This window comes from Caballeronia sordidicola, assembly GCF_002220365.1.
Lineage (GTDB): Bacteria > Pseudomonadota > Gammaproteobacteria > Burkholderiales > Burkholderiaceae > Caballeronia > Caballeronia sordidicola_C.
In genome coordinates this window covers 15,354-42,023 of record NZ_MTHB01000012.1, presented here as the reverse complement: position 1 = coordinate 42,023, position 26,670 = coordinate 15,354, and the positions used below count along the sequence as shown (strand labels likewise).

At 59.8% G+C, this 26,670-nt stretch carries 26 protein-coding genes and 1 tRNA gene; 12 read left to right on the top strand and 15 right to left on the bottom strand.

Features of this window, described 5'->3' with window-relative positions; genetic code table 11:
• Nucleotides 1–77 precede the first annotated feature (77 nt).
• Entirely contained in the window at nt 78–875 is a 798-nt protein-coding gene (locus BSU04_RS01180; RefSeq protein WP_089158882.1) for a 3-hydroxybutyrate dehydrogenase, read from the top strand.
• Between the two features lie 20 nt (nt 876–895).
• Nucleotides 896–2,191, top strand: coding sequence for a DUF3734 domain-containing protein (locus tag BSU04_RS01175; protein WP_089158881.1), 1,296 nt, complete (start codon nt 896–898; stop codon nt 2,189–2,191).
• A 128-nt stretch (nt 2,192–2,319) separates the two neighbouring features.
• On the opposite strand, the gene BSU04_RS01170 is transcribed toward BSU04_RS01175, so the two are convergent.
• Together BSU04_RS01170 and BSU04_RS45120 are read right to left on the bottom strand one after the other, a co-directional pair.
• Entirely contained in the window at nt 2,320–3,519 is a 1,200-nt protein-coding gene (locus tag BSU04_RS01170; RefSeq protein WP_089158880.1) for an amino acid aminotransferase, read from the bottom strand.
• 91 nt (nt 3,520–3,610) lie between these two features.
• Nucleotides 3,611–3,946, bottom strand: coding sequence for a hypothetical protein (locus BSU04_RS45120; protein ID WP_144021087.1), 336 nt, complete (start codon nt 3,944–3,946; stop codon nt 3,611–3,613).
• 82 nt (nt 3,947–4,028) lie between these two features.
• Here BSU04_RS45120 and uvrB point away from each other — a divergent pair, with 82 nt between their 5' ends.
• The 6 genes from uvrB (at nt 4,029) to BSU04_RS01140 (ending at nt 10,269) form a co-directional block, all read left to right on the top strand.
• A complete protein-coding gene (uvrB, locus tag BSU04_RS01165) occupies nt 4,029–6,122 on the top strand; it encodes an excinuclease ABC subunit UvrB (protein WP_089158879.1) in 2,094 nt (697 codons plus the stop codon).
• 310 nt (nt 6,123–6,432) lie between these two features.
• Entirely contained in the window at nt 6,433–6,981 is a 549-nt protein-coding gene (locus tag BSU04_RS01160; protein ID WP_089158878.1) for an iron transporter, read from the top strand.
• A gap of 100 nt (nt 6,982–7,081) precedes the next feature.
• On the top strand, nt 7,082–7,429 hold the full coding sequence (locus BSU04_RS01155; RefSeq protein ID WP_089158877.1) for a cupredoxin domain-containing protein: 348 nt from the start codon (nt 7,082–7,084) through the stop codon (nt 7,427–7,429).
• Between the two features lie 81 nt (nt 7,430–7,510).
• Entirely contained in the window at nt 7,511–8,356 is an 846-nt protein-coding gene (locus BSU04_RS01150) for an FTR1 family iron permease (protein WP_089158876.1), read from the top strand.
• 5 nt (nt 8,357–8,361) lie between these two features.
• Nucleotides 8,362–9,768, top strand: coding sequence for a 4Fe-4S binding protein (locus BSU04_RS01145; RefSeq protein WP_179258158.1), 1,407 nt, complete (start codon nt 8,362–8,364; stop codon nt 9,766–9,768).
• 87 nt (nt 9,769–9,855) lie between these two features.
• Nucleotides 9,856–10,269: a GlcG/HbpS family heme-binding protein gene (locus tag BSU04_RS01140; protein WP_089158875.1), complete on the top strand. Its 414-nt coding sequence runs from the start codon at nt 9,856–9,858 to the stop codon at nt 10,267–10,269.
• Nucleotides 10,270–10,570: 301 nt separating this feature from the next.
• On the opposite strand, the gene hemP is transcribed toward BSU04_RS01140, so the two are convergent.
• The 4 genes from hemP to BSU04_RS01120 all read right to left on the bottom strand — a co-directional run bounded on the left by hemP (nt 10,571) and on the right by BSU04_RS01120 (nt 12,946).
• Nucleotides 10,571–10,831, bottom strand: coding sequence for a hemin uptake protein HemP (hemP, locus tag BSU04_RS01135; RefSeq protein ID WP_089158874.1), 261 nt, complete (start codon nt 10,829–10,831; stop codon nt 10,571–10,573).
• A gap of 131 nt (nt 10,832–10,962) precedes the next feature.
• Nucleotides 10,963–11,457 (bottom strand): SRPBCC family protein, encoded by a 495-nt coding sequence (locus BSU04_RS01130; protein WP_089158873.1) that lies wholly within the window; start codon nt 11,455–11,457, stop codon nt 10,963–10,965.
• A gap of 36 nt (nt 11,458–11,493) precedes the next feature.
• Nucleotides 11,494–11,904, bottom strand: coding sequence for an OsmC family protein (locus tag BSU04_RS01125; RefSeq protein WP_089158872.1), 411 nt, complete (start codon nt 11,902–11,904; stop codon nt 11,494–11,496).
• 169 nt (nt 11,905–12,073) lie between these two features.
• Nucleotides 12,074–12,946, bottom strand: a complete 873-nt coding sequence (locus BSU04_RS01120) for a pirin family protein (RefSeq protein WP_089158871.1) — start codon at nt 12,944–12,946, stop codon at nt 12,074–12,076.
• Nucleotides 12,947–13,118: 172 nt separating this feature from the next.
• On the opposite strand from BSU04_RS01120, the gene BSU04_RS01115 reads away from it, so the two are divergent.
• Nucleotides 13,119–14,081 carry a LysR family transcriptional regulator gene (locus BSU04_RS01115; RefSeq protein WP_089158870.1) on the top strand — a complete coding sequence of 321 codons (963 nt, stop codon included), beginning with the start codon at nt 13,119–13,121 and terminating at the stop codon, nt 14,079–14,081.
• 373 nt (nt 14,082–14,454) lie between these two features.
• Here the strand turns inward: BSU04_RS01115 and BSU04_RS01110 are convergent, their stop codons facing one another.
• The 8 genes from BSU04_RS01110 to BSU04_RS01070 all read right to left on the bottom strand — a co-directional run bounded on the left by BSU04_RS01110 (nt 14,455) and on the right by BSU04_RS01070 (nt 21,253).
• Nucleotides 14,455–14,880 carry an ExbD/TolR family protein gene (locus BSU04_RS01110; RefSeq protein WP_089158869.1) on the bottom strand — a complete coding sequence of 142 codons (426 nt, stop codon included), beginning with the start codon at nt 14,878–14,880 and terminating at the stop codon, nt 14,455–14,457.
• A 12-nt stretch (nt 14,881–14,892) separates the two neighbouring features.
• Nucleotides 14,893–15,693: a MotA/TolQ/ExbB proton channel family protein gene (locus BSU04_RS01105; protein WP_089158868.1), complete on the bottom strand. Its 801-nt coding sequence runs from the start codon at nt 15,691–15,693 to the stop codon at nt 14,893–14,895.
• Between the two features lie 82 nt (nt 15,694–15,775).
• Nucleotides 15,776–16,552 carry an energy transducer TonB gene (locus BSU04_RS01100; RefSeq protein WP_089158867.1) on the bottom strand — a complete coding sequence of 259 codons (777 nt, stop codon included), beginning with the start codon at nt 16,550–16,552 and terminating at the stop codon, nt 15,776–15,778.
• Nucleotides 16,553–16,902: 350 nt separating this feature from the next.
• Complete coding sequence (locus BSU04_RS01090; protein ID WP_089158865.1) at nt 16,903–17,139, bottom strand: (2Fe-2S)-binding protein; 237 nt, start codon at nt 17,137–17,139, stop codon at nt 16,903–16,905.
• 265 nt (nt 17,140–17,404) lie between these two features.
• Nucleotides 17,405–18,316 (bottom strand): glutamate racemase, encoded by a 912-nt coding sequence (murI, locus tag BSU04_RS01085; protein ID WP_089158864.1) that lies wholly within the window; start codon nt 18,314–18,316, stop codon nt 17,405–17,407.
• Nucleotides 18,317–18,329: 13 nt separating this feature from the next.
• On the bottom strand, nt 18,330–18,806 hold the full coding sequence (gene bfr / locus BSU04_RS01080; RefSeq protein ID WP_089158863.1) for a bacterioferritin: 477 nt from the start codon (nt 18,804–18,806) through the stop codon (nt 18,330–18,332).
• 217 nt (nt 18,807–19,023) lie between these two features.
• A complete protein-coding gene (locus BSU04_RS01075; protein WP_089158862.1) occupies nt 19,024–20,559 on the bottom strand; it encodes a fumarate hydratase in 1,536 nt (511 codons plus the stop codon).
• A gap of 100 nt (nt 20,560–20,659) precedes the next feature.
• Nucleotides 20,660–21,253, bottom strand: coding sequence for a TIGR00645 family protein (locus tag BSU04_RS01070; protein ID WP_089158861.1), 594 nt, complete (start codon nt 21,251–21,253; stop codon nt 20,660–20,662).
• 739 nt (nt 21,254–21,992) lie between these two features.
• Here BSU04_RS01070 and acs point away from each other — a divergent pair.
• The 3 genes from acs to BSU04_RS01055 all read left to right on the top strand — a co-directional run bounded on the left by acs (nt 21,993) and on the right by BSU04_RS01055 (nt 26,454).
• Nucleotides 21,993–23,975 carry an acetate--CoA ligase gene (gene acs, locus BSU04_RS01065; RefSeq protein ID WP_089158860.1) on the top strand — a complete coding sequence of 661 codons (1,983 nt, stop codon included), beginning with the start codon at nt 21,993–21,995 and terminating at the stop codon, nt 23,973–23,975.
• 126 nt (nt 23,976–24,101) lie between these two features.
• The gene (locus tag BSU04_RS01060) at nt 24,102–24,428 is read left to right on the top strand and encodes a DUF4212 domain-containing protein (RefSeq protein ID WP_089158859.1); all 327 of its coding nucleotides are present in this window, start codon (nt 24,102–24,104) and stop codon (nt 24,426–24,428) included.
• A 7-nt stretch (nt 24,429–24,435) separates the two neighbouring features.
• The gene (locus BSU04_RS01055) at nt 24,436–26,454 is read left to right on the top strand and encodes a sodium:solute symporter family protein (protein WP_089158858.1); all 2,019 of its coding nucleotides are present in this window, start codon (nt 24,436–24,438) and stop codon (nt 26,452–26,454) included.
• A 116-nt stretch (nt 26,455–26,570) separates the two neighbouring features.
• On the opposite strand, the gene BSU04_RS01050 is transcribed toward BSU04_RS01055, so the two are convergent.
• A tRNA-Ser gene (locus tag BSU04_RS01050) sits at nt 26,571–26,660 on the bottom strand.
• Nucleotides 26,661–26,670: the final 10 nt, after the last annotated feature.

The following is a 26,670-nucleotide window of genomic DNA, read 5'->3' as shown; positions in this document are numbered from 1 at the left end:
TATGACATTTATCGAGGTTGATCGGCGCGGCGTTGCGTGGTTTCATTGTTCGAACCTGAACGGAGGAGGGGCGGCAAATGACATCACTGAATACGAGTCTGGCGGGCAAGGTGGCGGTGGTCACGGGTGCAGCGAGCGGGATCGGTAAGCAAATTGCCCTGACCTTTGCGGAAGCGGGCGCAGCGGTCGCCATAGCGGATCTGAACCAGGAAGCGGCCGACTCCGTGGCCGGGCAGATCAGATCGCAGGGTGGCCGGGCGTTAGGGGTGGTGATGGACGTTACCGACGAACATGCGGTGAATACCGGTATGGATCGGGTGGCGTCGGAATTCGGCTCGGTCGATATCCTGGTGTCGAATGCCGGCGTGCAAATCGTCAATCCAATCGAAAACTACGCGTATTCCGACTGGAAGAAGATGCAGGCCATTCACGTCGACGGGGCGTTTCTGACCACGAAAGCTGCGCTCCAGCATATGTACAAGGACGATCGTGGCGGCGTCGTGATCTATATGGGATCGGTGCATTCGCACGAGGCGTCGGCGCTCAAGTCCGCGTATGTCACGGCCAAGCACGCGTTGCTCGGACTGGCTCGTGTACTGGCGAAGGAGGGCGCGAAGCATCATGTGCGCTCGCATGTGGTGTGCCCGGGGTTCGTGCGCACGCCGCTGGTCGACAAGCAGATCCCTGAACAGGCCAAGGAGCTTGGTATCAGCGAAGAGGACGTGGTCAAGAACGTGATGCTGGGAGGCACTGTCGACGGCGTCTTCACAACGGTGGAAGACGTGGCCCAAACGGTTCTGTTCCTGGCAGCTTTCCCGACGGCTGCGCTCACTGGCCAATCGGTCGTGGTGAGCCACGGCTGGTTCATGCAGTAAGGCTTCAAACAGGAGTTTCGATGGTAGAGCGAACGGGCAGTGCGCGAGGACTCAATGACACGACAGGAACGAACCGGACGAAGGGCACGAAGGAGCCTCGCAAGGTGACGTCCCTTGACCGCGGCGAACCGCCCGGGGCATTTGCCGTGGGCGGTGCAGAAGCGGACAAGCGCATCAAGTTGCCACCCTATGAAACCATCGCGTTGATGTTGCAGGGCGGTGGGGCACTCGGTGCTTATCAAGGGGGGGTGTATCAGGGGTTGAACGAGGCCGGCATTCACCCGAACTGGATTGCAGGAATCTCCATTGGCGCATTGAACACGGCGATCATCGCGGGGAACGCACCCGAGGATCGTGTGCCGCGTCTGCTCGAGTTTTGGGAGACTATCTGCCAGCCTGCCTTCATGCCGCCGTTGCCCGCTTTCGTAGAACACGCGTTCTTCAATTCCACCGACGAGATCCGCAAGGCTTTCACCGCGATGCAGGCCGGGAGCGCCCTGGTCGAGGGGCAGAAAGGATTTTTCGTTCCGCGGTTTCCGCCGCCGTCACCGTTGGCTGCGGGTGAGCCAGGCACGGCGAGCTTCTATGACACACGTCCACTGAAGGGAACGCTCGAACAGTTCTGCGATTTCGACCGGATCAATTCGCGTGAGACCCGCGTGTCGGTGGGTGCGGTGAACGTCGCTACCGGCAATTTCGCGTATTTCGACAACACTCGCATGAAGTTGCGCGCGGAGCATTTCATGGCGTCGGGGGCATTGCCGCCGGGTTTTGCGGCCGTCGAAGTTGATGGCGAGTATTTCTGGGACGGTGGCCTGATGTCCAATACGCCGCTGTACAAGATCGTGCATGCTACGCCGCGTCGTGACACCCTCGCGTTCCAAGTCGATTTGTGGAGCGCGCGTGGGCCGGTGCCGGACAGTATCGTCGACGTGATGGGACGCGTTAAGGACATCCAGTACTCCAGCCGGACACGTCTGGTTACCGACACCTTGCAGCGCTCACAGCGGTTTCGCAACGTATTGAGGGAAGTGCTGGACAAAGTGCCGGTGGACATTCGCAACAGCGACCCCTGGTGCAAGACGGCGGAGGAACTTGCGTGCTCGAAGCGGTTTAACGTGATTCACCTGATCTATCGGCACAAGGAGTACGAAGGAAACTATAAGGACTTCCAGTTCGGACTGTCGACCATGCGTGAGCACTGGGAAAGCGGTTTGTCCGATATCCGCGGCACACTCTCGCATCGGGACTGGCTCGATATGCCGAACAACGATGCGGGTTTCATCACGCACGACATTCATCGCGACGAGCGTTGATCGGGCGTCAAGCTTGTCGATAAGGCGCAAGCAAGGAGCGGTGGACGGTTCCGTGTCCGTAATACACCCGGGACCTCAGAAAAAACGGCGCTCACACGGAGCGCCGTTTCTGAACACCATGAGCAAACTTATTTCAGCACGGTTGCAATGGCGTTGGCCACTACTTCTAGATTGCGCGTATTCAGCGCGGCCACGCAGATGCGGCCTGTGCTGACGGCGTAGATCCCGAATTCCTCACGCAGGCGATCAACTTGCGGCGAGGTCAGGCCCGAGTACGAAAACATGCCGCGCTGCTGGTTCACGAAGCTGAAGTCGCGCTCCACGCCTGCTGTCTTGATGTGCTCGACCAGGCCATTGCGCATTGCGCGAATGCGGTCACGCATTTCGCCGAGTTCCTGTTCCCACGTGGCGCGCAATTCGGGCGAGGCGAGGACTGCGGCGACAACTGAACCGCCGTGCGTCGGCGGATTTGAATAGTTCGTGCGAATCACGCGTTTGAGTTGCGACAGCACGCGTGTGGCTTCTTCCTTGGCGCTCGTGATGATCGACAGTGCGCCCACGCGCTCGCCGTACAGCGAGAACGATTTGGAGAAAGACGAAGACACGAATACGTTGAGATCGGCCTTGGCGAAAAGGCGTATGGCCGCAGCGTCAGCGTCGATGTTCTCGCCGAAGCCCTGATAAGCGATATCCAGGAACGGTACCAGTGAGCGTGCCTTCACCGTTTCCACAACCTGTTGCCACTGCGCCGGGGTCAGGTCGACGCCGGTCGGGTTATGGCAGCACGCATGCAGCACGACGACTGTTCCGGCCGGGTAGCTGTTGAACGCTTCCAGCATGGCGTCGAACTTCACGCCGTGCGTGGCTGCGTCGTAGTACGGATAGTTCACCACGTCGAAACCCGCGTATTCGAACAGCGCGCGGTGGTTTTCCCAGCTCGGGTCACTGATGGCGACTTTGCCCGTGGGATTCAGCCGCTTGAGGAAGTCGGCGCCAATCTTGAGCGCGCCCGTTCCACCGAGCGCCTGAGCCGTGATCACGCGGCCGTCGGCGATCAGCGGAGAATCACTGCCGAGCAGCAGCTTTTGCACGGCTGCGTCATAAGCGGCAATGCCTTCAATAGGCAGATAACCACGCGGCGCGGCGAGTTCCGTGCGCGCTTTTTCGGCTTCGCGAACGGCGCGCAGGAGCGGAATCTTGCCTTCTTCGTTGAAATACACGCCCACGCCGAGATTGACCTTGGTTGTGCGCGGATCTGCGTTGAAGGCTTCGTTCAGGCCCAGAATCGGGTCACGGGGGGCAAGCTCGACGGCTGAGAAAAGAGACATGATTTATCGGCGGTAGTGGATAAGGCGGCACGGGCGATCGGGATGGGAAATCGGCAGCTGATCGGCTGCTGATCGGCTGCAAATTGGCAGCTCAGCAGCCAAAAAGCGGGGCAAACCGGACCTCAAGGAGCCAACAGGAGCCAACAAAACTCCGTCCCATCGATGAAAACCCCAGTTCGGCATTGTAACGAATCGGCTGCCGCTTTTCGGCCTGGCGAAATGGAAGAAACATAGGATTTAGCCATTTTTTCCGGGAATTTTCCGGGTTTTTACGAAAATCAGGACAACGGGTCGCCGCGCGACGGATTATTGTCCTCAAGCTTTCACTAACCAAAACAATCACTTGCGATTTCTCTGCGCCGCCCCATCTTGGAAACATCGGGCATTGTGCGAAAGCTTGGCGCAAATCGCCCGAAACCTGTTCCAACTATCCTGATCCGCCGTCCAAACCCGCTCCATCGCGAACCGCTAGAATGGGTGTTTGCTCTCGGCCAAGGCACCTCATCCTCATGTCCGATACCCCGCTACTTGAAACCGCCGAAACCCTCGACGAATCCAAATTCATCAGGTTCGAAGGCTCTCCGTTCGAGCTTTACCAACCGTATCCGCCGGCGGGCGACCAGCCTACGGCGATCGCAACGCTCGTTGAAGGGATTGAGGACGGCCTGTCGTTCCAGACACTGCTGGGTGTAACGGGTTCCGGCAAGACGTTCACCATGGCGAACGTGATCGCGCGCATGGGCCGCCCGGCCATTGTGTTCGCGCCGAACAAGACGCTCGCCGCGCAGCTTTACGCGGAGTTTCGCGAGTTTTTCCCTCGCAATGCCGTTGAATATTTCGTTTCTTACTACGACTATTACCAGCCGGAAGCGTACGTTCCGCAGCGAGATCTGTTTATCGAAAAGGATTCGTCGATCAATGAGCACATCGAGCAAATGCGGCTCTCGGCGACCAAAAGCCTGCTTGAGCGCCGCGATGTGGTGATCGTGGCGACGGTATCGGCAATCTACGGTATCGGCAATCCGTCGGAATATCACAAGATGATTCTGACGCTGCGCACCGGCGACAAGATGGGCCAGCGTGACATCATCGCGCGGCTGATCGCGATGCAGTACAACCGCAACGAAGCCGATTTTTCACGCGGGACATTTCGCGTTCGGGGCGACACCATCGATATCTTCCCGGCGGAGCACGCCGAAATGGCAGTGCGCGTAGAGTTGTTCGACGACGAAATCGAGTCGATGCAACTCTTCGATCCGCTCACTGGCCGCGTGCGAAACAAGATTCCGCGTTTCACCGTTTATCCGTCGTCCCACTACGTGACGCCGCGCGACACGGTCATGCGCGCCATCGAGACGATCAAGCTGGAGTTGCGCGAACGGCTCGAGTTCTTCCATAAGGACGGCAAGCTGGTAGAGGCGCAACGGCTCGAGCAACGTACACGTTTCGATCTGGAAATGCTGCAGGAACTGGGTTTTTGCAAAGGCATCGAGAATTATTCTCGGCACTTTTCCGGCGCCGCGCCGGGAGAGCCGCCGCCAACGCTCGTCGATTATTTGCCGCCCGACGCGCTAATGTTGCTCGATGAGTCGCATGTGCTGATCGGCCAGTTGAACGGCATGTACAACGGTGACCGGGCGCGCAAGGAGAATCTCGTCGATTACGGTTTCCGGATGCCGTCGGCGCTGGACAACCGGCCGCTCAAGTTCAACGAATTCGAACGCAAGATGCGCCAGGCAATCTTCGTTTCGGCCACGCCTGCCGATTACGAAAACCGCACGGCGGGGCAGGTGGCCGAACAGCTTGTCCGGCCGACCGGCCTGGTCGATCCCGATATTGAAGTGCGTCCGGCGCGCTCCCAAGTGGACGACGTGCTCGGCGAGATCAATGCGCGTGTCAAGGTGCACGAGCGTGTGCTGGTGACGGTGCTGACCAAGCGCATGGCCGAACAGCTGACCGAGTTTCTCGCGGATCATGGCGTGAAGGTGCGCTACCTGCATAGCGACATTGATACGGTCGAGCGCGTGGAAATCATCCGCGATCTGCGTCTTGGCACGTTTGACGTGCTGGTTGGGATCAACTTGCTGCGAGAAGGGCTGGATATCCCGGAAGTGTCACTGGTCGCGATCCTTGACGCCGACAAGGAAGGTTTCCTGCGCGCGGAACGTTCGCTGATCCAGACGATCGGCCGGGCTGCCCGTAACGTGAACGGCAAGGCGATTCTCTACGGCGACAAAGTCACGGACTCGATGAAACGTGCGATCGGCGAGACCGAGCGGCGCCGCACGAAGCAGATTGCGCACAATCTTGCGATGGGTATCACGCCGCGTGGCGTGACCAAGCGGATCAAGGACATCATCGACGGTGTCTATAACGCCGACGATGCCCGCGCCGAAATGAAGGAAGCTCAGACCCGCGCGAAGTTCGAGGACATGTCTGAAAAGCAGATATCGAAGGAAATCAAGCGGCTCGAAAAGCAGATGATGGATCACGCCAAAAATCTCGAATTCGAAAAAGCCGCGCAGACCCGCGACCAACTGTCGCTTCTGAGGCAGCGCGTATTTGGCGCAAATGTGGGTGATCACATTACGGGCATCAGCTAAACGTAAGGGTTTCAGGCAGGGAACGCGGCAGCCCGGGTGGGTTTGCCGCTTTTTTCGCCCGAAATTCCGCTGCCAAAACGTCTCCGCGATCTCAAAAGCCCGCTGTTACAGGCTTGTCGATTTTCATCAAATTGTTCCGTCCTTCGATCAGTGCTAAACTCCACACCCATTGAGAATGGTTCGTATTACCATCGTTGGTTACGTTCTCATTGCAATTTCCTATCATCGACGCCGAATTGATCGGTGGACCGGCCGGATCGGAGCGAGCGCGCGTAGCGCGTCACCGATCGATAACAAGAAGGAGTGATGGATGCAGGTTTCAACTTTTGTACGCGGCTCGGTAGCCGCAGTCGCGCTTGCGGCAATGGCTTCAGCATCGGCTGCCGAATATCCGATCGGCAAGCAGCATATCGAGAACGGCATGGAAGTTGGCGCGGTGTATCTGCAGCCGATCACCATGGAACCGGAAGGCATGATGCGCAAGGCCTCGGATTCCGACGTGCACCTCGAAGCCGATATCCACGCCGTGAAGAACAACCCGAACGGCTTTGCGGAAGGCGACTGGATGCCTTACCTGCAAGTGACGTACGAGCTGACCAAGGTTGGTACGACGCAAACCATCAAGGGCGACATGATGGCCATGGTCGCCAGCGACGGTCCGCATTACGGCGACAACGTAAAGCTCTTTGGCCCGGGCAAATACCACATGAAACTCAATATCGCCGCGCCGATGCAAACCGGCCACATGGCGTTCGGCCGTCACGTCGACAAGGAAACCGGCGTGGGCCCGTGGTTCAAGCCCTATACGATCGAATACGATTTCCCGTTCGCCGGTATCGGCAAGAAGGGCGGGTACTGAGCATTCGAGTCAGACGTCCGGCATGACGTGAAAAATCAAGTGAAATGAAGTGAAAAATGAAATGAAACGTCCCGCCGGGCGTCGCAGCCAGGAAGCATGCATGCAACGCAAAACCAAGTTGGTCGCCGCCTCGCTCGCCTTGGCGGCTGGATGGTTCGCCAGTGCCGCCGCAGCGCAAGCCGCCGACCTGCCGACCTTCAAGCTGGAAATGAACGACGGCAAGCTGAATCCCACGCGTATTGAAGTGCCTGCGGGGCAGCGCATCAAGATCGAAGTGCACAACATCGGCAAGGGTGCGGCTGAATTTGAAAGCATCCAGTTGCGCAAGGAAAAGGTGCTGGCGCCAGGCGCCGATTCCTTCGTCGTGATCGCGCCGCTGGATAAGGGCGAATACAAGTTTTTCGACGATTTTCATCAGTCGGCGCAAGGTGTCATCGTCGCGAAGTAAGGTCACGCCGGGCCGGTTGGCGCGTTGTTCGTTCAACGTCACGCGCAAACCGCTTCGGCCTGCAAGAGCGGGAGATAAGTGATGGGTCAGGTTCTTTTCATCGTGTGGCGGGAAAGTGTCGAGGCGCTGCTGGTTGTCGGCATCCTGTATGCATGGCTGAAAAATGGCGATGCCGACGCGCGTCGCGGCATTCCGTATTTGTGGGCCGGCGTGGTGGCAGGGTTGCTGGCGGCAGTGGCGCTGGGCGCCGCGCTGGTCGGTTTCACGGAAGTGTTGTCGGGCGATGCGCAGGACTATTTCCAGACCGGCATGGTTCTGGTCGCGTGCGTGCTGATCGTGCAAATGGTGCTGTGGATGAAGCACCATGGGCGGTCAATGAAGCGCGACATGGAAGCATCGCTGCAAAAGAGCAAGCAGGACGCGAACTGGTGGGGCGTGACCTTGCTGGTCGCGCTTGCTATCGCGCGTGAAGGCAGCGAGACGGTGATTTTCCTCTACGGCCTCGGCTTCGGCCAATCGGGGTATGTTGATCCCCTGCAGTATCTGGCGGTCGCGATCGGTCTGGCGCTGGCGTTCCTGACGTTTTATCTGCTGCAGCTTGGCGGCAAGATTTTCTCGTGGCGGCTCTTTTTCCGTGTGACGGAAATCATGCTGTTGTTCCTCGCAGCGGGCTTGTTTGAAACGGGTGTCGATAAACTCATCGACAAGGAGATCCTGCCGGTCGTCATGAATCAGGTGTGGGATTCGTCCTGGCTGCTCGATGACTCCAGCACCTTTGGTTCGCTGGTCGCCACGCTCACGGGTTATCGCGCGCATCCGGCCGGTATGAACCTGATTGCGTACGCGGTTTACTGGGCCGTGATCTTCCTGCTTCTGCGTCGATCGAAAAACCGCATGGCGCAAAAATTGGCGAGAAAAGTTGCATGACCAGCATGAGCGACGTCATGAATCGGACCGGCCGGCTGCAACAAGCCGGGCAATGGATGCAACAACACGGCAGCATGATCCGCGGCATTCAATGGGTCGTGGTTGCCGTGTATGCGTTTCTGATTCTGGTTCCAGCCGTCCTGCCGCTGCCGGACGGTACCGCGCATCTCTGGAGCAACCTGACGCTGGCTGCGCAGTTTGTGTTCTGGGGTATCTGGTGGCCGTTCGTCCTGCTCTCCATGGTGATGCTCGGCCGCGTATGGTGCGGCGTGCTGTGTCCCGAAGGCGCACTGACCGAGTTTGCGAGCAAGTTCGGCCGCGGCTGGGCGATTCCGCGCTGGTTGCGCTGGGGCGGCTGGCCGTTCGTCGCGTTTGGCATCACCACCATCTATGGGCAGATGGTCAGCGTTTATCAGTATCCAAAAGCCGTGTTGCTGGTGCTCGGCGGCTCGACGGTCGGCGCCATGATTGTTGGCGTGCTATATGGGCGCGAGAAACGCGTGTGGTGCAAGTATCTCTGCCCTGTGAACGGGGTGTTTTCGCTCCTGGCGCGGCTCGCTCCGTTCCACTACAAGGTCAACGAGGACGCATGGCGCCGCTCGTATAAAGAGGGGGAGCACGGGCATCGCGTGATTCCCGTCAACTGCGCGCCGCTCGTGCCGCTGCGCGCCATGAAAGGCGCGTCGGACTGCCATATGTGCGGTCGTTGCAGCGGTCATCGGGACGCTATTTCGCTCGAGTGGCGTTCGCCCTCGACCGAAGTCGTGCAACTCGGCGATAAACAAGCTAATCCGTGGGACACCGCGCTGATCCTGTACGGCTTGCTGGGCATTGCTATAGGCGCGTTCCACTGGACTGTGAGCACGTGGTTCGTCGACCTGAAGCAGATCTTTGCGTCGTGGCTGATCGATCGCAACATCCTCTGGCCGCTCGATACCAATGCGCCTTGGTTTCTCTTCACGCATTATCCCGAACAAAACGATGTCTTCTCGTGGCTCGATGGCGGGATGGTCGTGGGTTATATCGTCGTCACCGGGCTCGTGTATGGCACGACGCTTCTGGCGTTGCTGGCCGTTGGCACGCGCATGCTCGGACGTTTCAGTTTCACGCGCCTGCATCACCTGACGCAGGCGCTGATTCCCGTGGCGGGATGCGGCGTGTTCCTGGGTTTATCGGCGACGACTGTGTCGTTGCTGCGCGCAGAGCACTTGTCGCTTTGGTGGGTGACCGATGTGCGCCTGGCCTTGCTCGGTGTCGCGAACCTGTGGAGCGCGTGGCTCGCCTGGCGCGTCATCGGCCGGTATGCACTTGGGCGCTTTGTCTCGCAAAGCGTTGCGATGTTATGGTTCATCGCCGCTCTCGCCGTGGTCGATAGCGCCTGGTACCTGATGTTCTGGGGCTTTTCGCGGTAACGTTGCGGGTATCGCGCCAATCGCGAGCCGATCGCGGGCCAATCCCTTTATCAACGCAACGACTATCCTCCAACAACAGGTGACGAAATGAGAACAAAACCCGTATTGACCGACGCGGACGTAAAAACCATCGCGGCCGCGGCTGAAGCGCATGCATTGGCGAACAAGTGGTGCGTAGCAATTGCTGTCGTCGATGACGGCGGCCATCTGCTTCACCTGCACAGGCTGGAGGGCGCAGGCGCAAGCACGGCCGAGATGTCGGCAGGCAAGGCGCGCACCGCTGCGCTCGGCCGGCGCGAAACGAAAGTGTATGAGGACATGATCAAGCAAGGCCGCACGGCGTTCTTGAGCGCACCGATGACTGCCATGCTGGAAGGCGGTGTGCCGATCGTGGTGGGTGCGGATATTGTCGGCGCGGTGGGCGTATCGGGCGTGAAGTCGGACCAGGACGCGGCAGTGGCGCGAGCGGGCATCGCGGCGCTGGGGATTGAGAGCGTTTAGGGTCTGAAAGCAGCTTTGTGCCGTGCGGATCAAAAGCCGGTCGGCCTAAACAAAAAAAGCACGTTTTCGCGAGAAAACGTGCTTTTTGCTTTGCTGATGGTGCTCTTCAAAGCACACGATGGGAACCAAAAAAAGCGGCTTCGCTGGCTATCGACGACTGGCTGGTGTTTGCACGAAGGGGTCTAAATTCTCGCGTGCAAGCCGTCATTGCTGGCTAGTGCCAAACACCTCTCGAAGAGGTGGTCCCCACAATACCCGGTACTGAAATTCTGTCCTGCGTGTTCCTACGTGTTCCTGCGTGTTACTTGGTGAGGATAAGCTTGCCCAGGCGCGTTGCGCGCAACTGATACGTTTCACCGTTATGCATGATGCTGATGTGGCTATGACCTTGCAGCAACGTGTCGCTCCTTAGCGAGCGCTCTGTGCTCTGCGACACGCTGCTCGACGGCGTAGGACGCGCGGTCGTCACAGCAGCCGTCCGGGGCCGCGAGATAGCTGCTGCCGCGGAGCGTTCGACGGGACGACGGAGCCGAAGCGTGTTGGAGCGCAGGATGTCGGTCATGTCGAAGAGTCCGTTCGTTAGTCGATGGAGTAATCTTAATGATAACCATTCCTATTTACAACAACGAAGTATTCATCGGTCACACGTTTCGATAGTCATCGACCGTCCGGCTATCGAAACGTTGTGAAGCCTCAGTGCAGTGGGCCTTCGAGATTGCCGCCGTGAGCGAATTGCCGGATCAGCCGGACGGTGTCGATATCCGCTTCCCGATACGCCGACTTCACGATCTCCTGCGTCTGAAGCGCGTCGGCGCTCGCCTGTGGATCGTCGGCTACGGGCAGGGTGGTGGCGTAGGTAAAACGCAGGAACAACTGGAGCTCGTCCGGTTGCTCGATTGTCATGGTCAGCGAGCCGCCCACGTAGTCGGCGGTGGGCAGGATGTCGTAGCGAACGCTGGCTTCGGGAGTCAGCGTCACGCGGTCACGCACGACGGCCTGACCGTAGTGCAGTTCGCGTTCGAGCACGTCGCCAACCCGTGACAGGATCACGCAGCGATCCAGCCCGATCACGAACAATTGCGGCTGTTCCGCACGCAGCACGAGTCCTTGCCAGACCTGTTCGCGGGTCATCGATTCCACGAATGGATTGAGCGGGTCGTTGATCTGGATGAGGTGTTCGAAATTCAAAACGACTGTTTCCTTAGGTTGTTCGCGTGTAGCCGCTCATGCAGGCGTCAGGCCCGAATGAATCATGATCGCGCCGCTGAGGATCTTGTGCACGGGACACGCATTTGCAATTTGCAAGAGCCGTTCCCGCTGGGTGTCATCGAGTTCGCCGGTCAAGAGGATCTGACGGTCGATCACCGTGCCCTCGGGCGTAATGTCCATGGTGAGCGTCACGTGCACCGCTTCAAGCGGCCATGCCTTGTGCTTCGCGTACATCTTCAGCGTGATCGACGTACACGCGCCCAGGCTTGACAGCAACAAGCTGTGGGGCGTTGGGCCGGTATCTGCGCCACCGTGTGCTGACGGTTCGTCGGCGATCCAGTCATGCTGGCCGTCGCTGAGCGAAACCTGAAAATCCGTCGCACTGATGCGGGCGCTGACAGACGGCGTCACAAACTTCTCGGACATGCGTTACTCCACGGTTATCGGATGGACGGACAGTGCAGGGAATAAAAGCAGACGATAAAACGGCGCGGCACGAATGACTATTGTGACGCAAATAGTGACATTCGTGCCGCGCCGATGAAACGGGCACGGTCTGACCGTCCGACGGTGGCAAGCCTGCGCAGTGGGCGATCTAGTGGTTGATCGAGCCCATGCGTCCCGCCTGGTAGTCGACCACGGCCTGGCGGATCTCTTCCTCCGTGTTCATCACGAACGGGCCGTAGCGGACCACGGGCTCCTTTAACGGCACGCCACCGATCAGCAGCAATTCGAGCGGTTCGTCGCCGGCGGCGAACGTGACGGTATCGCCGTCGTTCGCGAACACGATCATCTGCTGCGCCCGCACGGCTTGCTTCGCCTCGCCGTACAGACCGTTACCCGACAACGCATAACCAAACACACGAAAATCCCGTGGCACCGGATGTACGACTGAGGCGCCCGGTTGCAGCGAAAAATGCTGGTAAAGAATGGGCGTGCGCGTTTCGATCGCCGCCTTCACGCCAAGCGCTTCACCCGCGATGACCTTCACGCGCACACGGCCGTCATTGCTCGTCGCGACAGGAATCCGGTCGGACGCGATTTCCTGATAATGCGGTGGGATCATCTTGTCGCGCTTGGGCAGGTTCACCCAAAGCTGCAAGCCATGCACGCGGCCGCCGGTGCGTGTGAATTCGGGATCGGGCATTTCGCTGTGAACCACGCCCGCGCCGGCCGTCATCCATTGCACGTCGCCCTGACGCAGCGTGCCCGAATGTCCCGCCGAATCCTTGTGGCCGAACTGGCCCTCGAGCACGTAGGTCACGGTTTCAAAGCCGCGATGCGGATGATCGGGGGCGCCTTTCGCCTCGCCGGGCGCGTAGTCGACGGGGCCCATTTCATCGAGGAGCAGGAACGGGTCGAAATCCATCAAGAGCCGCGTCGGGAACGGGCGATGCACGACAAAACCGCCGCCCTCCACCGTGCGGAGCGCGGCGACCGTGCGTTCGATACTGCGCGTACTTTCCATTTTGTCCTCGCTTGGGTCGGCCAGCGTGTCCGATGCAACGGGTGAGGCATTAGCGCCAAATTTAAAACATAGCGCTATTATATGGACGCTATTTGGCGGAAAAAGCCGTCAAACCGCAAAGGATTGTCCCATCTGTGGGACAACGAAAACCCCAACGAAAGACTCTGTCCGCATGAAACCTGATACGCATGACCTCAATGACCTGATGTATTTTTCGTACGTTGTCGAGCACGGCGGTTTCTCGGCGGCGGAGCGGGTGTTGGGTATCTCCAAGTCGCGTTTGTCGCGGCGCGTGTCGGAGCTTGAGACGTCGCTGGGTGTGCGTTTGATGCAGCGGTCCACCCGAAAGCTCGCGTTGACCGAGGCCGGCCAGCTCTTCTACCAGCATTGCAAGGCGATGCTGGCCGAAGCCCAGGCCGCTGTCGATATCGTGCATAGCTTGCGTGATTCTCCGCGCGGCAGCGTGCGGGTCAGCGTACCGGTGACGATCGCGCAGACGTTCTTGTCGCAGGTGATGCCCGATTTCCTGCACCGATACCCCGAGGTTCGCGTCGTCCTGAGCGTGACGAACCGGGTGATCGATTTGTTCGAAGATGCTATTGACGTCGCATTGCGCGTGCGCTCCGAACCGCCCGTCAATTCGACAATCGTCGCGCGCCCGCTTTGGCGCGCGGAACAGATGCTGGTGGCCGCGCCTTCGCTGCTCAAGCCGAACGCGCCACCGCTTACGCCGTCGGAGCTGGCGCAGTTCGATACCATCGATGTCCCGGCCACCGATGGCCGCCACGTCTTTCGCCTGATTGCGCCCGACGGCACGCGTCACGAATTCGAGCACGAACCGCGCCTTGTGACGGCGGACCTCGGCATGATTCGCGAAGCAGTGCTGCGGGGTGTGGGTATCGCGGCGTTGCCGGATATGATGTACGGCGCGGCGCTGCGTACCGGCCAGATGTCGCCGGTGATGCCCGGCTGGACTTTTCCGACGCCGCAACTCTATGCGGTGTTCTTATCTCGGCAGGGCATGGTGCCGGCAATTCGCGCCTTCGTGGATTTTCTTGTCGAGTCGATCAATGACGGCAATCGCTTCCCGGGAGAATGTCCTCTTCAGCCGGAGCCCACTCGCGAAACAGTGTGACTAATCGCCGTGCGCGCCTAAGTTTCTGACATTGAAGCATGCGCTTGCGATGGTCAGATTCAATCGCCGCTGGCTTGAACGTGCGGTGCTCGGGCGCTATATTGGAATCTCTTCGCTAAGGAGCTGCTTATGCGAAAACTCACGGCCACTTTTATAGTAGGCCTGATAGGGCTAATAGCGCTGTCCGTGTCGAGCACGGCTGTCGCATGCAGCGATACTGCGGATTCGAATGTCTCGACGCCACAGTAACCGCTAGCCCGAATGTGCCGGCGCGCACACAAAAAAAGGCCTTCATCATTGCGATGAAGGCCTTTTACTTTGTGGGGCTTAGGAAAGAGCTTCGAAACTAGGTACGCGTGTAAATCGTGTCGCGCTACTTGCCGGCTGCCTTCGGCTCGGTGACAAACCCGATCTTCGATAACCCGCCGCCTTGCGCAGCCGACATGACATCGGCGACACGCTCATACGGCACCTTGCGGTCCGCACGCAGGCGCAATTCCGGCTGTGGCGTCTGTTTCGAGGCATCGGCTATGCGCGATGCCAGCGCGGCATCATCAACCTTCTGGTCGTTCCACAGCACCGTGCCGTCCGCTTCGACGGCAACGTCCACGTGCGCAGGCTTTGCGTCCTGCGGCTGGCTGCTCGCCTTGGGCAAGTCGATTTTCACTGCATGGTTGATCGCAGGAATCGTGACGAGAAAGATGATCAGGAGAACCAACATGACGTCGACGAGCGGCGTCATGTTGATTTCGCTCATCATGCCGTCGTCCTCGTCACTGGAGAAGGGGCTCATGGCCATGGCGACGTCCCCTCAGCTCACACGCGATGCAGGCTGCTTGGACCCAGACGCAGACCCGGCAGAGGCCACCGTCGCGGCGCTCGCAGCGTGCTGCGTGGCGAGGCGCAGGCCGTCTCCGCGCTTGCTGGATGCGAGCTTGGTGCCCGTCACGAAGAACGCGTGCAGGCCGTGCGCGAAACGGTTCAGCTTTGTGACAATGGTCTTGTTCCCGCGCGTCAGCGCGTTGTAGCCGAGCACGGCGGGAATCGCGACGAACAGGCCGAATGCCGTCATGATCAGCGATTCGCCGACCGGTCCCGCGACTTGATCGATGGACGTCTGGCCGGTCGCGCCGATGGTCAGTAGCGCGTGATAAATGCCCCACACCGTGCCGAACAACCCGACGAACGGCGCCGTGCTGCCGATCGATGCGAGCACGGCGAGCCCCGCCTGCATCCGTCCGACGCCTTCATCCATGGTGTCCTTCAGGCAGCGTGTGATCCAGTCCGACACGTCCATGCGGTCGTGCAGATGCGGTTGCGTCTGATGATGGTGATCAGCGGCGTCCTGACCGGAAAGGGCGAGCGCGAGGAACGGATTGTCCTGCGCGTTCGAGGAATGGCTGCTCAGCTTCCTGATGCCGTCGGCGAAATCGTCTGAATGCCAGAACGCCTGCTCCGCGTTCTTCGTGAGGCGCTTCAGGCGCACTACGTTCAGGCCCTTCACCAGAATCACTGTCCACGACAGGATCGACATGATCGCCAGCGCGAGCGCGATACCCCGCGTGACGAAATCCCCTTGCGCCCAGACATGCGCCAAGCCGTAGTTTTGCATTGCAGTTCCTGTAGATATCTAGAAATTAGGTCGAATTTTTTTGTGTTATTCAGTGTTCGTTGGAGCGGTCCCGACTGTGGCGCTAGTCGTTCAATCCAAATACGAACGGCTGGGAATACGCAGCGCGGATCGCCACGCCGTCTTCCTTGTAGGGCTTGCATGCGCTTGAGCGCATGGCGTCGAGTGCGGCGTCATCCAGTCGCGACGAACCGCTGCTCTTCTTCAGTTCAATGTTCTCGATCTTCCCCGTCAGCCCGACGACGAACTTCACCAGCGCCGTCCCCGATTCCCCGCGACGCCGCGACAAAGCCGGATAGTCCGGCATCGCGATGTTGCATTCGAGATGCGCGACATCCTTCGGTGCGTTGAGCGCCATGGTCGGACGCCCGATGGCCGGCGCCGCGGCGGCCGGCGCTGCCGCAACAGGCGGTGTGGGCGGCGCGGGAGCGGGCTCAGGCGCGGCTGCCGCCACAGGCGAGGGCGTCGTGGTTTCCGGCAGCGGTGTTGGTGCGGCCTTCACGCGCGGTTGGACGACGGGCTTAGGCCTCGGTTGCGGCTTCGGCGGAGCCGGTTTCGGCGGCGGAGGAACGGGCGTCGACTGAATTGCCACAGGCGCTGCGACCGGTTGCGGCGGCGCGGGACTGATCAGTTCGGCAGTGATTGTCTTGGATTCGATTGGACGCGGCGGCGGCTCGTTACGCAGGGTGAGCACGACGGCCAGCAAACCCGCGTGAATCGCCACCACAGCGACACTCGCGGCAATTACGCGCGGATTGAGGCCTGAGGATTCAATCGAACGGGAGGAGTGAGCGTTAAGCGCCGCGGCCGAATGGCCGGGCGAGATCAGGGGAGACGGCATATCAGCGTGGTTGTACGGCGGCGTCGCCGTACAAACGGCGACAGCCCATGCAGCATGTGAGACTGGAGGACTTCATTTTCGAAAGATGAGCAGACAAATAAACAGCGTGGTCACGAAACCGATCAGCAATTCCATCATTCCCTCCTTGAACGGGGGTTGGCGGGCTGGCTCAATGTGACCTGGCTTGCGGGCGGAGAAGCGGTGACTACGATTTACACCTGGCAAGGCTGGCGACCCGTGACGATCGGCTTGAATACCGCGCGTCAGAGTGATTGCGTAGTCATTGCAGTAACACGGCAGCGATTCGCGGTGGTCAACACCAGGCGAATCCCCTTTGACCTGGAGCGTGCTTACGCGGCCTTGCGTTCGTAGAACGTCAGCGGTACAGCTTGATGCTGATCGCCACGACTGCCGCAATGCGACGCGCAGCCGCTTTGCAACATCACGTCGCGCACGGTTTCTTCGCATTTGCCGCAGCACATGGCGACGCCCAGTTCGAATTGCAGTTCGTCGAACGTAGCGACGCCATCCGCAATCGAGGCGCGAATCTTTCTGTCCGACACTGACTTGCACACACAGACGATCATGATTAACCGCGATAGCTAACGTTAATGCGAATTATTATCATTCCTTATGCGAAGGTTGGCAATAGGGGTGAACGGTTTTTTTCGGGACGGGGCTGACGGAAAAAAGGGACGGGGCGCTGAGGCTTGTCGCAGAAGGAAGCTGGTTTGTGTAAAAAACTGAAACCGCGTGCCTGAAAGGGGCTTTCCAGCCGCCAAAACGGGCTTTTATGGCCTGGAGATGGGTAAGGGCGCTCGGGACCGTCTGAAGCCGCTTGGAGCCGCGGTCTCAGACCGCCGGGTCGGATTCCAGTGCCAGCGTCCGCCGTGAAGGGATCACGGCGTGTTCGACGGTCACGTCCAGTCCGAGTAGCGAGGCTGCGAGTTGCCGCAGTGCCTGGCCGTCGTTGGTGGAGTAAAAGCGCGGCAATTCGATTGCCTGAGCTTGATCCCTAGCAGGCGCTGCACGCAGTCCAAACGAATCCAGTTGCCGTTCGAGTTGCCGCGCAATCGCGATACTCGTATCGATGAGCGTAAGCCGGTCGCCGGAAATGGAGCGGATAGCCTGATCAAGGAAAGGGTAGTGCGTACAGCCCAGCACCAGCGTGTCGGCGTTAGCGTCGAGCATGGGTTGCACATAGCTTCGCAGTAGCGCAACGAGTTCAGGTGAATTCACGTCGCAGCGTTCCACCGCCTGCACGAGGCCGTGCCCCGGCTGCAGGATGAAGTGGCAATCACTGGTATGGCGTTCAGCCAGCGCTTGAAAGCGCGCGCTGCGTAACGTGACGGCTGTTGCCAGTACGCCCACCACGCGCGTTTGCGACGTGAGCGCCGCTGGCTTGATGCCTGGCTCCACGCCGATCACGGGAATTGGCAAGCGTTCACGGGCTTGAGCGATGGACTGCGAGGTCGCCGTGTTGCATGCAACCACCAGCGTCTTCGCACCCTGAGATACCAGCCATTCGCCGATCGCAAGCGTCCGGTCGGCGATAAAGTCGTCATCGCGTTCACCGTACGGCGCGTACAGCGAATCTGCCACGTAGATCAGGCGTTCGTCCGGCAAGGCGGCACGTACCGCGCGCAACACGGACAACCCGCCGAGGCCTGAATCGAAAATAGCAACGGGCGCGCTCGAACGGAGCGCCTCGGGAGAGGAGCTCACAGCGGAGCTAGCAGCTGAACGAAGGGCGTCGAAGGGCATTGTGGCCGGTAGCTTACTCGTTCTCGCCCATCATGGTTTGCTGATAGTTCTGGATGCCGACCTTCGCCACCAGATCGATCTGCGTTTCCAGCCAGTCGATGTGCTCTTCCGTATCGTCGAGAATTTTCACAAAGATTTCACGCGAGATGAAATCGCGAACCGATTCGCAATACGCGATGGCTTCCTTGCATGTGCTCTGCGAGATCTGTTCTAGCTTCAAGTCGCACTTCAGGATTTCTTCAGTCTCTTCACCGATCAGCAGCTTGTGCAGGTCCTGCAGGTTCGGCAGGCCGTCGAGCATGAAAATACGCTGGATCAGCCAGTCGGCATGCTTCATTTCGCCGATCGACTCGTCGTACTCGTGCTTGCCAAGCTTCTCCAGCCCCCAGTGCTTGTACATGCGCGCATGCAGGAAGTACTGGTTGATTGCAGTCAGCTCATTTTTCAGTTGCTGGTTGAGGTATTCGAGGGCTTTGATATCGCCTTGCATGTTAGTTCCTTGTGTGGGCGTTTCAGCTTTTCAAACATAACCGCTCAAGTTTAAAAAGCCAAGATGAAAAATGGTGTTTTCTGTGCTATTTAACGGGGTTTTCGTCTTTCGACGCAGCGAAATGAGAATGAAAACAGTTCTCTACGCAACAGCCCGAAAATGAAAGAGCCGGGCACGTGGCCCGGCTCTTTTTAGCTCCAATTGCTAAGGCGATAGTTTAAACGGTTGCGACCGGAATCTTGCCGATCTTTGCTTGCCATTCTTTGGGCCCAGTCTGATGGACGGAAGTCCCGGTCGAATCAACAGCAACGGTGACCGGCATGTCCTGAACGTCGAATTCGTAGATGGCTTCCATGCCCAGGTCTTCGAACGCGATGACCTGCGCGCCGCGAATCGCCTTCGACACCAGGTACGCCGCACCGCCCACTGCCATCATGTAGGCGGCCTTGTGCTTCTTGATCGCCTCGATGGCAACCGGGCCGCGCTCGGCCTTGCCGATCATCGAGATCAAGCCGGTCTGCGACAGCATCATGTCCGTGAACTTGTCCATGCGCGTGGCGGTGGTCGGGCCTGCCGGGCCAACGACTTCGTCGCGCACGGGGTCCACCGGGCCAACGTAATAAATCACGCGATTCGTAAAATCGACGGGGAGCTTTTCGCCTTTGGCGAGCATATCGGCAATACGCTTGTGCGCCGCGTCCCGGCCCGTCAGCATCTTGCCCGACAGCAGCAGCGTCTGGCCGGGCTTCCATGCCGCGACCTGTTCCTTCGTCAACGTGTTCAGGTCCACGCGTTGGCTTGTCTGCGTGTTCGCGACCCATTCGACCTTCGGCCATGCGTCGAGCGAAGGCACGTCGAGTTTCGCCACGCCTGAGCCGTCGAGCGTGAAATGCGCGTGGCGGGTAGCTGCGCAGTTCGGGATGATCGCGATCGGCTTCGATGCCGCGTGCGTGGGCGCCGCCATGATCTTCACATCGAGCACGGTCGCCAAGCCACCCAAGCCCTGCGCGCCGATACCCAGCGCGTTGACCTTCTCATGCAGCTCCACGCGCAACTCTTCGATCCAGTCCTGCGGTCCACGTGCGATGACGTCCTGGATGTCGATGGCGTCCATCAGCGATTCCTTCGCCATGACCATCGCTTTTTCCGCCGTCCCGCCAATGCCGATTCCGAGCATGCCGGGCGGGCACCAGCCGGCGCCCATCAGCGGCACGGTTTTCAGCACCCAGTCGACGATGGAATCCGATGGGTTCAGCATGGCGAACTTAGTCTTGTTCTCCGAGCCGCCGCCTTTGGCCGCGATCTGGACATCGACCTTATTGCCGGGGACGATCTCGTAGTGGATCACGGCCGGCGTGTTGTCCTTCGTGTTCTTGCGCGCGCCTTCGGGCGGGCTCACGATGGATGCGCGCAGCACGTTGTCCGGGTTCAGATAACCGCGGCGAACGCCTTCGTTGATCATGTCGGTGACGCCGATGGTGGCCGAACCTGACTCACTCGCCCAACGCACGTCCATGCCCACTTTCACGAACACCGTGACGATGCCCGTGTCCTGGCAGATCGGCCGATGACCTTCCGCGCACATGCGGCTGTTCGTCAGGATTTGCGCAATGGCGTCTTTCGCGGCCGGACTCTCTTCGAGTTCGTATGCGCGGCCAAGTGCCTGGATGTAGTCGAGCGGATGGTAATAGCTGATGTGCTGCAACGAATCCGCAATGCTCTGAATCAGGTCTTCCTGCTTGATGATGGTCATGGCTTGAACGTGTGGGAACGGGTCGTTATCGGGACTGTTTGCGGCGCTTTATGAAGCGCTCGTGAGCGTATTTCTGGTGCTGGCCTAAGCTTATTCGTGCTTACTCGTGCGCCTTCGCGGGCGCGGGCGTGCTGGATGGTTCGTGAAAGTGTTCCGGATGGGTGTGCGTAGTCAGGCGGTCGACCCACGCCATGATCAGCGCCGACGCGAGGAACGCCACATGAATGATCACTTGCCACATGACCGCGTGCTCCGAGTACTGGTCCGGGTTGATGAAGGTTTTCAGCAGATGGATGGACGAAATGCTGATCAGCGCCATGGAAAGCTTGACCTTGAGCACGCCGGCATTCACGTGATCCAGCCATTCCGGCTGGTCGGGGTGGCCTTCCACGCCGAGCCGCGAGACGAAGGTTTCGTAGCCCCCCACGATCACCATGATCAGCAGATTCGAGATCATCACCACGTCGATCAAGCCGAGGACGACCAGCATGATGGCGGTTTCGTCGAGCGTCGTCATATGGGTGACGAGGTGCCAGACTTCCTTCAGGAACAGGACAACGTAGACACCCTGCGCCACGATCAGGCCGAGATAAAGCGGCACCTGGAGCCAGCGGCTCATGAAGATGACTGCTGGAAGGGGCTTCATGGGACGGCGGGGGGAACGGGTGCCGGGGATGTTCGGGGATGCGGACATGAGCGGTGCCGGGTCGTGGAAGGTTGGTCGAATCGAGTACGTGCTTGGGACGTGGCAAGCGCGAAACGGCATTTCGCGCGCATTTTTTGAGAAAGCCCGTCATTGTAGCGCGACGCCGCCGCAGGGTTGCGGGTCAACCCTGACGAAGTCCGCACCCGCTGCAGGCCCCAAAACGTGCTCGCTGGCGGTTCCGTCGCGCGCGAGACAAGTCATCGAGAGACACAATGCCGTAGGGCGCCGCCGCGATCGGCAAGAGTCTGGAAAATACGCCATCGAGACTGCCGTCGACGTGCCGGATGCCTTCCTACCCGCAGCATGGCTGCGATGCGACAGAGCGCGTAACGATTCAAGCTGGAATCCGGACGACGAGTTCAGTTAACATGGCGTGGCACGTCATGGATCGCGCGCGACCGAAGCAGCGTGTGAGCGCAAAGCGCATGATTGCATTGACGCGTTGAAAGCGCCGCATTGTAAAAGTGCCGGTGCCTACGCGTATACCCCGTGGTCATCGAGGAGACTGCGTAAGTAGCGGGTAAGGCGCGCGGCTTATCTTCGCCGTATAAAGTCTGGCGCGCATGCTGCGCTGCACCGAACAGGCAACGCACAGAGGCAGGAGACACGGCACAACGCTTGCAGCATTTGCATCGCGCGTGCCGTCCACGCCTAAAGACATAGCGGCTTCGGAGCTTGGACTCCGGTGTCGCGGTTATCAGATTCACCATCAAAGAAGGGGTTGTCGATGTCTGCGATTGAATCCGTACTCCAGGAACGCCGTATTTTCCCGCCCTCGGCCAAAGCGTCGGCAGGCGCAGCGATTTCTGGCATGGACGCGTACAAGGCTTTGGCGTCTGAAGCCGAACGCGATTACGAGGGCTTCTGGGCGCGGCTCGCGCGCGAGACGCTTAGCTGGCACAAGCCGTTCACAACCGTGCTCGACGAATCGAATCCGCCGTTCTACAAGTGGTTCGAAGACGGCGAAATCAACGCGTCGTATAACTGCATCGACCGTCATGTGGAAGCCGGCCACGGTGCGAAGAACGCGATCATCTTCGAAGCCGATGACGGCACTGTCGTGAACGTCACGTATCAGGATCTTCTGCAGCGCGTCTGCCGCTTCGCCAATGCGCTTAAGAAGCGCGGCGTGAAGAAGGGCGATCGCGTGGTGATCTACATGCCGATGTCGGTGGAAGGCGTGGTCGCCATGCAAGCCTGCGCGCGCATCGGCGCGACGCACTCGGTCGTGTTCGGCGGGTTCTCGTCGAAGTCGCTCAACGAACGGCTGGTGGACGTGGGCGCGGTCGCGCTCATCACGTCGGATGAACAAATGCGCGGTGGCAAGGCGCTGCCGCTGAAGAGCATTGCCGATGAAGCCATCGCAGCCGGCGGGTGCGAAGCGGTCACGAGCGTGATTGTCTACAAGCGCACGGGTGGCAAGACGCAATGGCATGAAGGCCGCGATCTCTGGATGCACGAGTTGGTTGAGCATGAAGCAGAGACCTGTGAGCCGGAATGGGTCAGCGCCGAACATCCGCTGTTCATCTTGTACACGTCAGGATCCACGGGCAAACCGAAGGGCGTGCAGCACAGCACCGGCGGCTTTTTGCTGTGGGCCGCGCAGACCATGAAGTGGACCTTCGACGCCAAGCCTGACGACGTGTTCTGGTGTACCGCCGACATCGGCTGGATCACGGGGCATAGCTACATCGCGTATGGTCCGACCGCTATTGGCGCGACCCAGGTCGTGTTCGAAGGTGTGCCGACCTACCCGCACGCCGGGCGCTTCTGGGACATGATTGCGAAGCACAAGGTCACGATTTTCTATACCGCGCCGACTGCGATCCGCTCACTCATCAAGATGGCCGAAGCCGATGCAAAGGTGCATCCGAAGAGCTTCGATCTGTCGTCACTACGCATTCTCGGCACAGTCGGCGAGCCGATCAATCCGGAAGCGTGGATGTGGTATCACGAGAACGTGGGGCGCGGTGTTTGTCCTATCGTCGACACGTGGTGGCAGACCGAAACCGGCGGCCACATGATCACGCCGCTGCCGGGCGCAACGCCGCTTGTGCCGGGCTCCTGCACGCTGCCGTTGCCGGGCATCATGGCCGCTGTCGTCGATGAAACCGGTCAGGACGTGCCGAACGGGCAGGGCGGGATCCTGGTCATCAAGCGGCCGTGGCCGTCGGCGTTGCGCAATGTGTGGGGCGATCCGGACCGCTACAAGAAGAGCTACTTCCCTGAAGAACTCGGCGGCAAGCTGTACCTCGCCGGCGACGGCGCCGTGCGCGACAAGGAGACCGGTTACTTCACCATCATGGGCCGGATCGATGACGTGCTGAACGTCTCGGGGCATCGGCTCGGGACCATGGAGATCGAGTCGGCGCTGGTGTCGAATCCGATCGTGGCGGAAGCGGCCGTGGTCGGCCGTCCCGACGATACGACCGGCGAAGCGGTGTGCGCGTTCGTCGTGCTGAAGCGCTCGCGTCCGGAAGGCGATGAAGCGAAGCAAATCGCCAATGAATTGCGTGCGTGGGTCGCGAAGGAGATCGGTCCGATCGCGAAACCGAAGGACATTCGCTTCGGCGAAAATCTCCCGAAGACCCGGTCGGGCAAGATCATGCGGCGCTTGCTGCGTTCGCTCGCGAAGGGCGAGGAGATCACGCAGGACATCTCGACGCTCGAGAATCCCGCGATCCTGGATCAACTCGGCGAAGCGCGCTGAATTTGGCTTGAGTATCATCCGGCGTGAAAGAGCGGCTCCCTGTTTCAGGGAGCCGTTTTTGTATCCCGGCCGGCGCACGATGTCGATCCCGATTGCCGCTTCTCAAAGCATTTGGTAGATAAGCACATGTCCTCCATTCCACCGCCCGCGAACTTGGCTGCTCCACCGCCCGTTACGGCCGCGATGGCGCGTGCGCATCGGTTGTACTGGCGAACGAATCTTGTGCTGATCTCGGTGCTGATGCTGATCGGCTTCATGGTCTCGTTCGGCATTCCACTGATGGCGACGCGGCTCGCGCACGTGCGTTTCGCAGGTTTTCCGCTGCCGTTCTACTTTGGCGCACAGGGCGCGATCCTGGTGTATGTCGCGTTGATCGTGGTGTATATCGTGCTGATGCAATTCGCCGATGCCCGCCTGCAACGGACCCTTGCCATAGGTAAGACCGAGCCATGAATCGCCGATGAAGCTCACCCATCGACTCATCCGGGCCTACGCGCTTTACACGCTCGGCTTCTTCCTGTTCATCTACGTGATGGCGCGCATCGAGCGCGTGACCGGCCCGGGCACGTGGATCGGCTATGTGTTTTTGTTCGTGCCGATAGCCGTCTATGCCGTGATCGGCTTGTTGTCGCGGACATCCGATCTGGTCGAGTATTACGTGGCCGGGCGGCGCGTGCCGTCCGCGTTCAATGGCATGGCTACTGCGGCGGACTGGCTATCGGCGGCGTCGTTTATCGGGCTGGCCGGGTCCATCTATGCAACCGGCTACGACGGCCTTGCCTACATGATGGGCTGGACCGGCGGCTATTGTCTCGTTGCGTTCCTGCTCGCGCCCTACGTTCGCAAGCTTGCCCGTTACACCATCCCCGACTTCCTCGGCACGCGCTTTTCGAGCAACCTCGTGCGCGGGATCGCGGCGTTCGCGGCCATCCTGTGCTCGTTCGTTTATCTCGTCGCGCAGATCCAGGGGATCGGGCTGATTGCGTCGCGGTTTATCGGTATCGATTTCGCTATCGGGATCTTCTGCGGGCTCGCCGGTATTCTCGTGTGCTCGTTTCTTGGCGGCATGCGTGCGGTCACGTGGACGCAGGTCGCGCAGTACATCATCCTGATCAGCGCCATGCTGATTCCCGTCTCCATGATTGCGCATCGCGAGGGGCTTGGCTGGTTGCCGCAGCTTTCGTATGGACGCTTGCTGGAACGTGTGGAAGTGCTTGAGCGGGCGGTTGAACGCTCGCCCGAAGAAGCCAGGGTCCGCGACGATTACCGGCGTCAGGCGCAGCAGATCCAGACGCAGATCGACGAGTTGCCAGGGTCGTTTCATAGCGAGCAGGCGCGGCTTGTTGAGGAGATAGCGGACTTGCGCCGGCACAACGGGCCGTTGCGCGATATTAGCGAGCGGGAAAGCGAACTGGCGTCGTTCCCGAAGACACCCGCCGAGGCGCACGTTCAATGGAGCCGCGCCCGCGATGCAATGCTCGAACGCGCTGCGCCGCCGGTGCCGATGGCTGAAGCATTCCCGCCTTCCGACGATGAAAACGCGCGGCTGCACAGGCGGAATTTTTTGTCGTTGCTGCTGTGTTTGTCGCTGGGAACGGCGAGCTTGCCGCATATCCTGACGCGCTATAACACGACTACATCAGTGGCTTCCGCGCGTCGCTCGGTCGGCTGGACGCTGTTTTTCGTCGCGCTGTTTTATGTGAGCGTGCCCGTGCTGGCGGTTCTGATCAAGTACGAGATGCTGACGGGAATCGTCGGGCACAAGTTCGCCGATCTTCCTACCTGGGTCATGCAATGGCGCAAGGTGGAGCCGTATCTGATTCGTATCGGCGATGTGAACGGTGACGGCATCGTGCGCTGGTCCGGTATTCAGATGCAGCCGGATATGGTGGTGCTCGCCGCGCCGGAGATTGCGGGGCTGCCGTACGTGATGTCTGGCTTGATCGCGGCGGGGGCGTTGGCCGCGGCGCTTTCCACCGCCGATGGCTTGTTGCTGACGATCGCGAATGCGCTTTCGCACGATGTGTATTACTGCATGGTCGATAAGACCGCGAGCAGTCAGCGAAGGGTGACCATATCGAAGATATTGTTGTTGGGCGTGGCGCTGTTTGCTTCATATGTGGCTTCGCTCAATACGGGGAATATCCTGTTCCTGGTGGGGGCGGCGTTTTCGTTGGCGGCGTCCGGTTTGTTTCCGGTGTTGGTGCTGGGGGTGTTCTGGAAGCGGACGACGAAGCTTGGAGCGGTCGCGGGAATGCTGGCGGGCTTGAGCGTGTGCGTCTATTACATCATGTCGACGTATCCGTATTTCACGCAGATTACGGGGTTCGCGGGAGCACGGTGGTTTGGGATCGAGTCGATCAGTTCGGGGGTGTTCGGGGTGCCGGCAGGGTTTGTCGTGGCCGTGGTGGTGAGTCTTTTTGATCGGAAACCGGATGCGTATACGAGGGCGCTGGTCGATTACATCCGGCATCCGTGAGGGGGAGATTTGGTCGCAGTCTCCCGATTTTTTGAGGCACCGTGAAACAAAAAACCCGCGTCGGCACAAGGCTCGATGCGGGTTTCGGGTGCTACTCAGCAATGTGAAACGTATTCTGGCGGAGAGACGGGGATTCGAACCCCGGTTAGGTTTGACCCTAAACACGCTTTCCAGGCGTGCGACTTAAACCGCTCATCCATCTCTCCAGCAAGTCGC

Excerpts from the sequence above, each read along its gene's own strand:
- BSU04_RS01105 (WP_089158868.1), bottom strand. The coding sequence starts at position 15,693 with ATGCAAAACTACGGCTTGGCGCATGTCTGGGCGCAAGGGGATTTCGTC.
- BSU04_RS01060 (WP_089158859.1), top strand. The coding sequence starts at position 24,102 with ATGTCCTCCATTCCACCGCCCGCGAACTTGGCTGCTCCACCGCCCGTT.
- BSU04_RS01100 (WP_089158867.1), bottom strand. The coding sequence starts at position 16,552 with ATGCCGTCTCCCCTGATCTCGCCCGGCCATTCGGCCGCGGCGCTTAAC.
- BSU04_RS01180 (WP_089158882.1), top strand. The coding sequence starts at position 78 with ATGACATCACTGAATACGAGTCTGGCGGGCAAGGTGGCGGTGGTCACG.
- BSU04_RS01175 (WP_089158881.1), top strand. The coding sequence starts at position 896 with ATGGTAGAGCGAACGGGCAGTGCGCGAGGACTCAATGACACGACAGGA.
- BSU04_RS01110 (WP_089158869.1), bottom strand. The coding sequence starts at position 14,880 with ATGGCCATGAGCCCCTTCTCCAGTGACGAGGACGACGGCATGATGAGC.
- BSU04_RS01125 (WP_089158872.1), bottom strand. The coding sequence starts at position 11,904 with ATGTCCGAGAAGTTTGTGACGCCGTCTGTCAGCGCCCGCATCAGTGCG.
- BSU04_RS01155 (WP_089158877.1), top strand. The coding sequence starts at position 7,082 with ATGCAACGCAAAACCAAGTTGGTCGCCGCCTCGCTCGCCTTGGCGGCT.
- BSU04_RS01115 (WP_089158870.1), top strand. The coding sequence starts at position 13,119 with ATGAAACCTGATACGCATGACCTCAATGACCTGATGTATTTTTCGTAC.
- BSU04_RS01140 (WP_089158875.1), top strand. The coding sequence starts at position 9,856 with ATGAGAACAAAACCCGTATTGACCGACGCGGACGTAAAAACCATCGCG.
- BSU04_RS01150 (WP_089158876.1), top strand. The coding sequence starts at position 7,511 with ATGGGTCAGGTTCTTTTCATCGTGTGGCGGGAAAGTGTCGAGGCGCTG.
- BSU04_RS01075 (WP_089158862.1), bottom strand. The coding sequence starts at position 20,559 with ATGACCATCATCAAGCAGGAAGACCTGATTCAGAGCATTGCGGATTCG.
- BSU04_RS01120 (WP_089158871.1), bottom strand. The coding sequence starts at position 12,946 with ATGGAAAGTACGCGCAGTATCGAACGCACGGTCGCCGCGCTCCGCACG.
- BSU04_RS01160 (WP_089158878.1), top strand. The coding sequence starts at position 6,433 with ATGCAGGTTTCAACTTTTGTACGCGGCTCGGTAGCCGCAGTCGCGCTT.
- BSU04_RS01090 (WP_089158865.1), bottom strand. The coding sequence starts at position 17,139 with ATGATCGTCTGTGTGTGCAAGTCAGTGTCGGACAGAAAGATTCGCGCC.
- BSU04_RS01070 (WP_089158861.1), bottom strand. The coding sequence starts at position 21,253 with ATGTCCGCATCCCCGAACATCCCCGGCACCCGTTCCCCCCGCCGTCCC.
- murI (WP_089158864.1), bottom strand. The coding sequence starts at position 18,316 with ATGCCCTTCGACGCCCTTCGTTCAGCTGCTAGCTCCGCTGTGAGCTCC.
- uvrB (WP_089158879.1), top strand. The coding sequence starts at position 4,029 with ATGTCCGATACCCCGCTACTTGAAACCGCCGAAACCCTCGACGAATCC.
- hemP (WP_089158874.1), bottom strand. The coding sequence starts at position 10,831 with ATGACCGACATCCTGCGCTCCAACACGCTTCGGCTCCGTCGTCCCGTC.
- BSU04_RS01145 (WP_179258158.1), top strand. The coding sequence starts at position 8,362 with ATGAGCGACGTCATGAATCGGACCGGCCGGCTGCAACAAGCCGGGCAA.
- bfr (WP_089158863.1), bottom strand. The coding sequence starts at position 18,806 with ATGCAAGGCGATATCAAAGCCCTCGAATACCTCAACCAGCAACTGAAA.
- BSU04_RS01170 (WP_089158880.1), bottom strand. The coding sequence starts at position 3,519 with ATGTCTCTTTTCTCAGCCGTCGAGCTTGCCCCCCGTGACCCGATTCTG.
- BSU04_RS01055 (WP_089158858.1), top strand. The coding sequence starts at position 24,436 with ATGAAGCTCACCCATCGACTCATCCGGGCCTACGCGCTTTACACGCTC.
- acs (WP_089158860.1), top strand. The coding sequence starts at position 21,993 with ATGTCTGCGATTGAATCCGTACTCCAGGAACGCCGTATTTTCCCGCCC.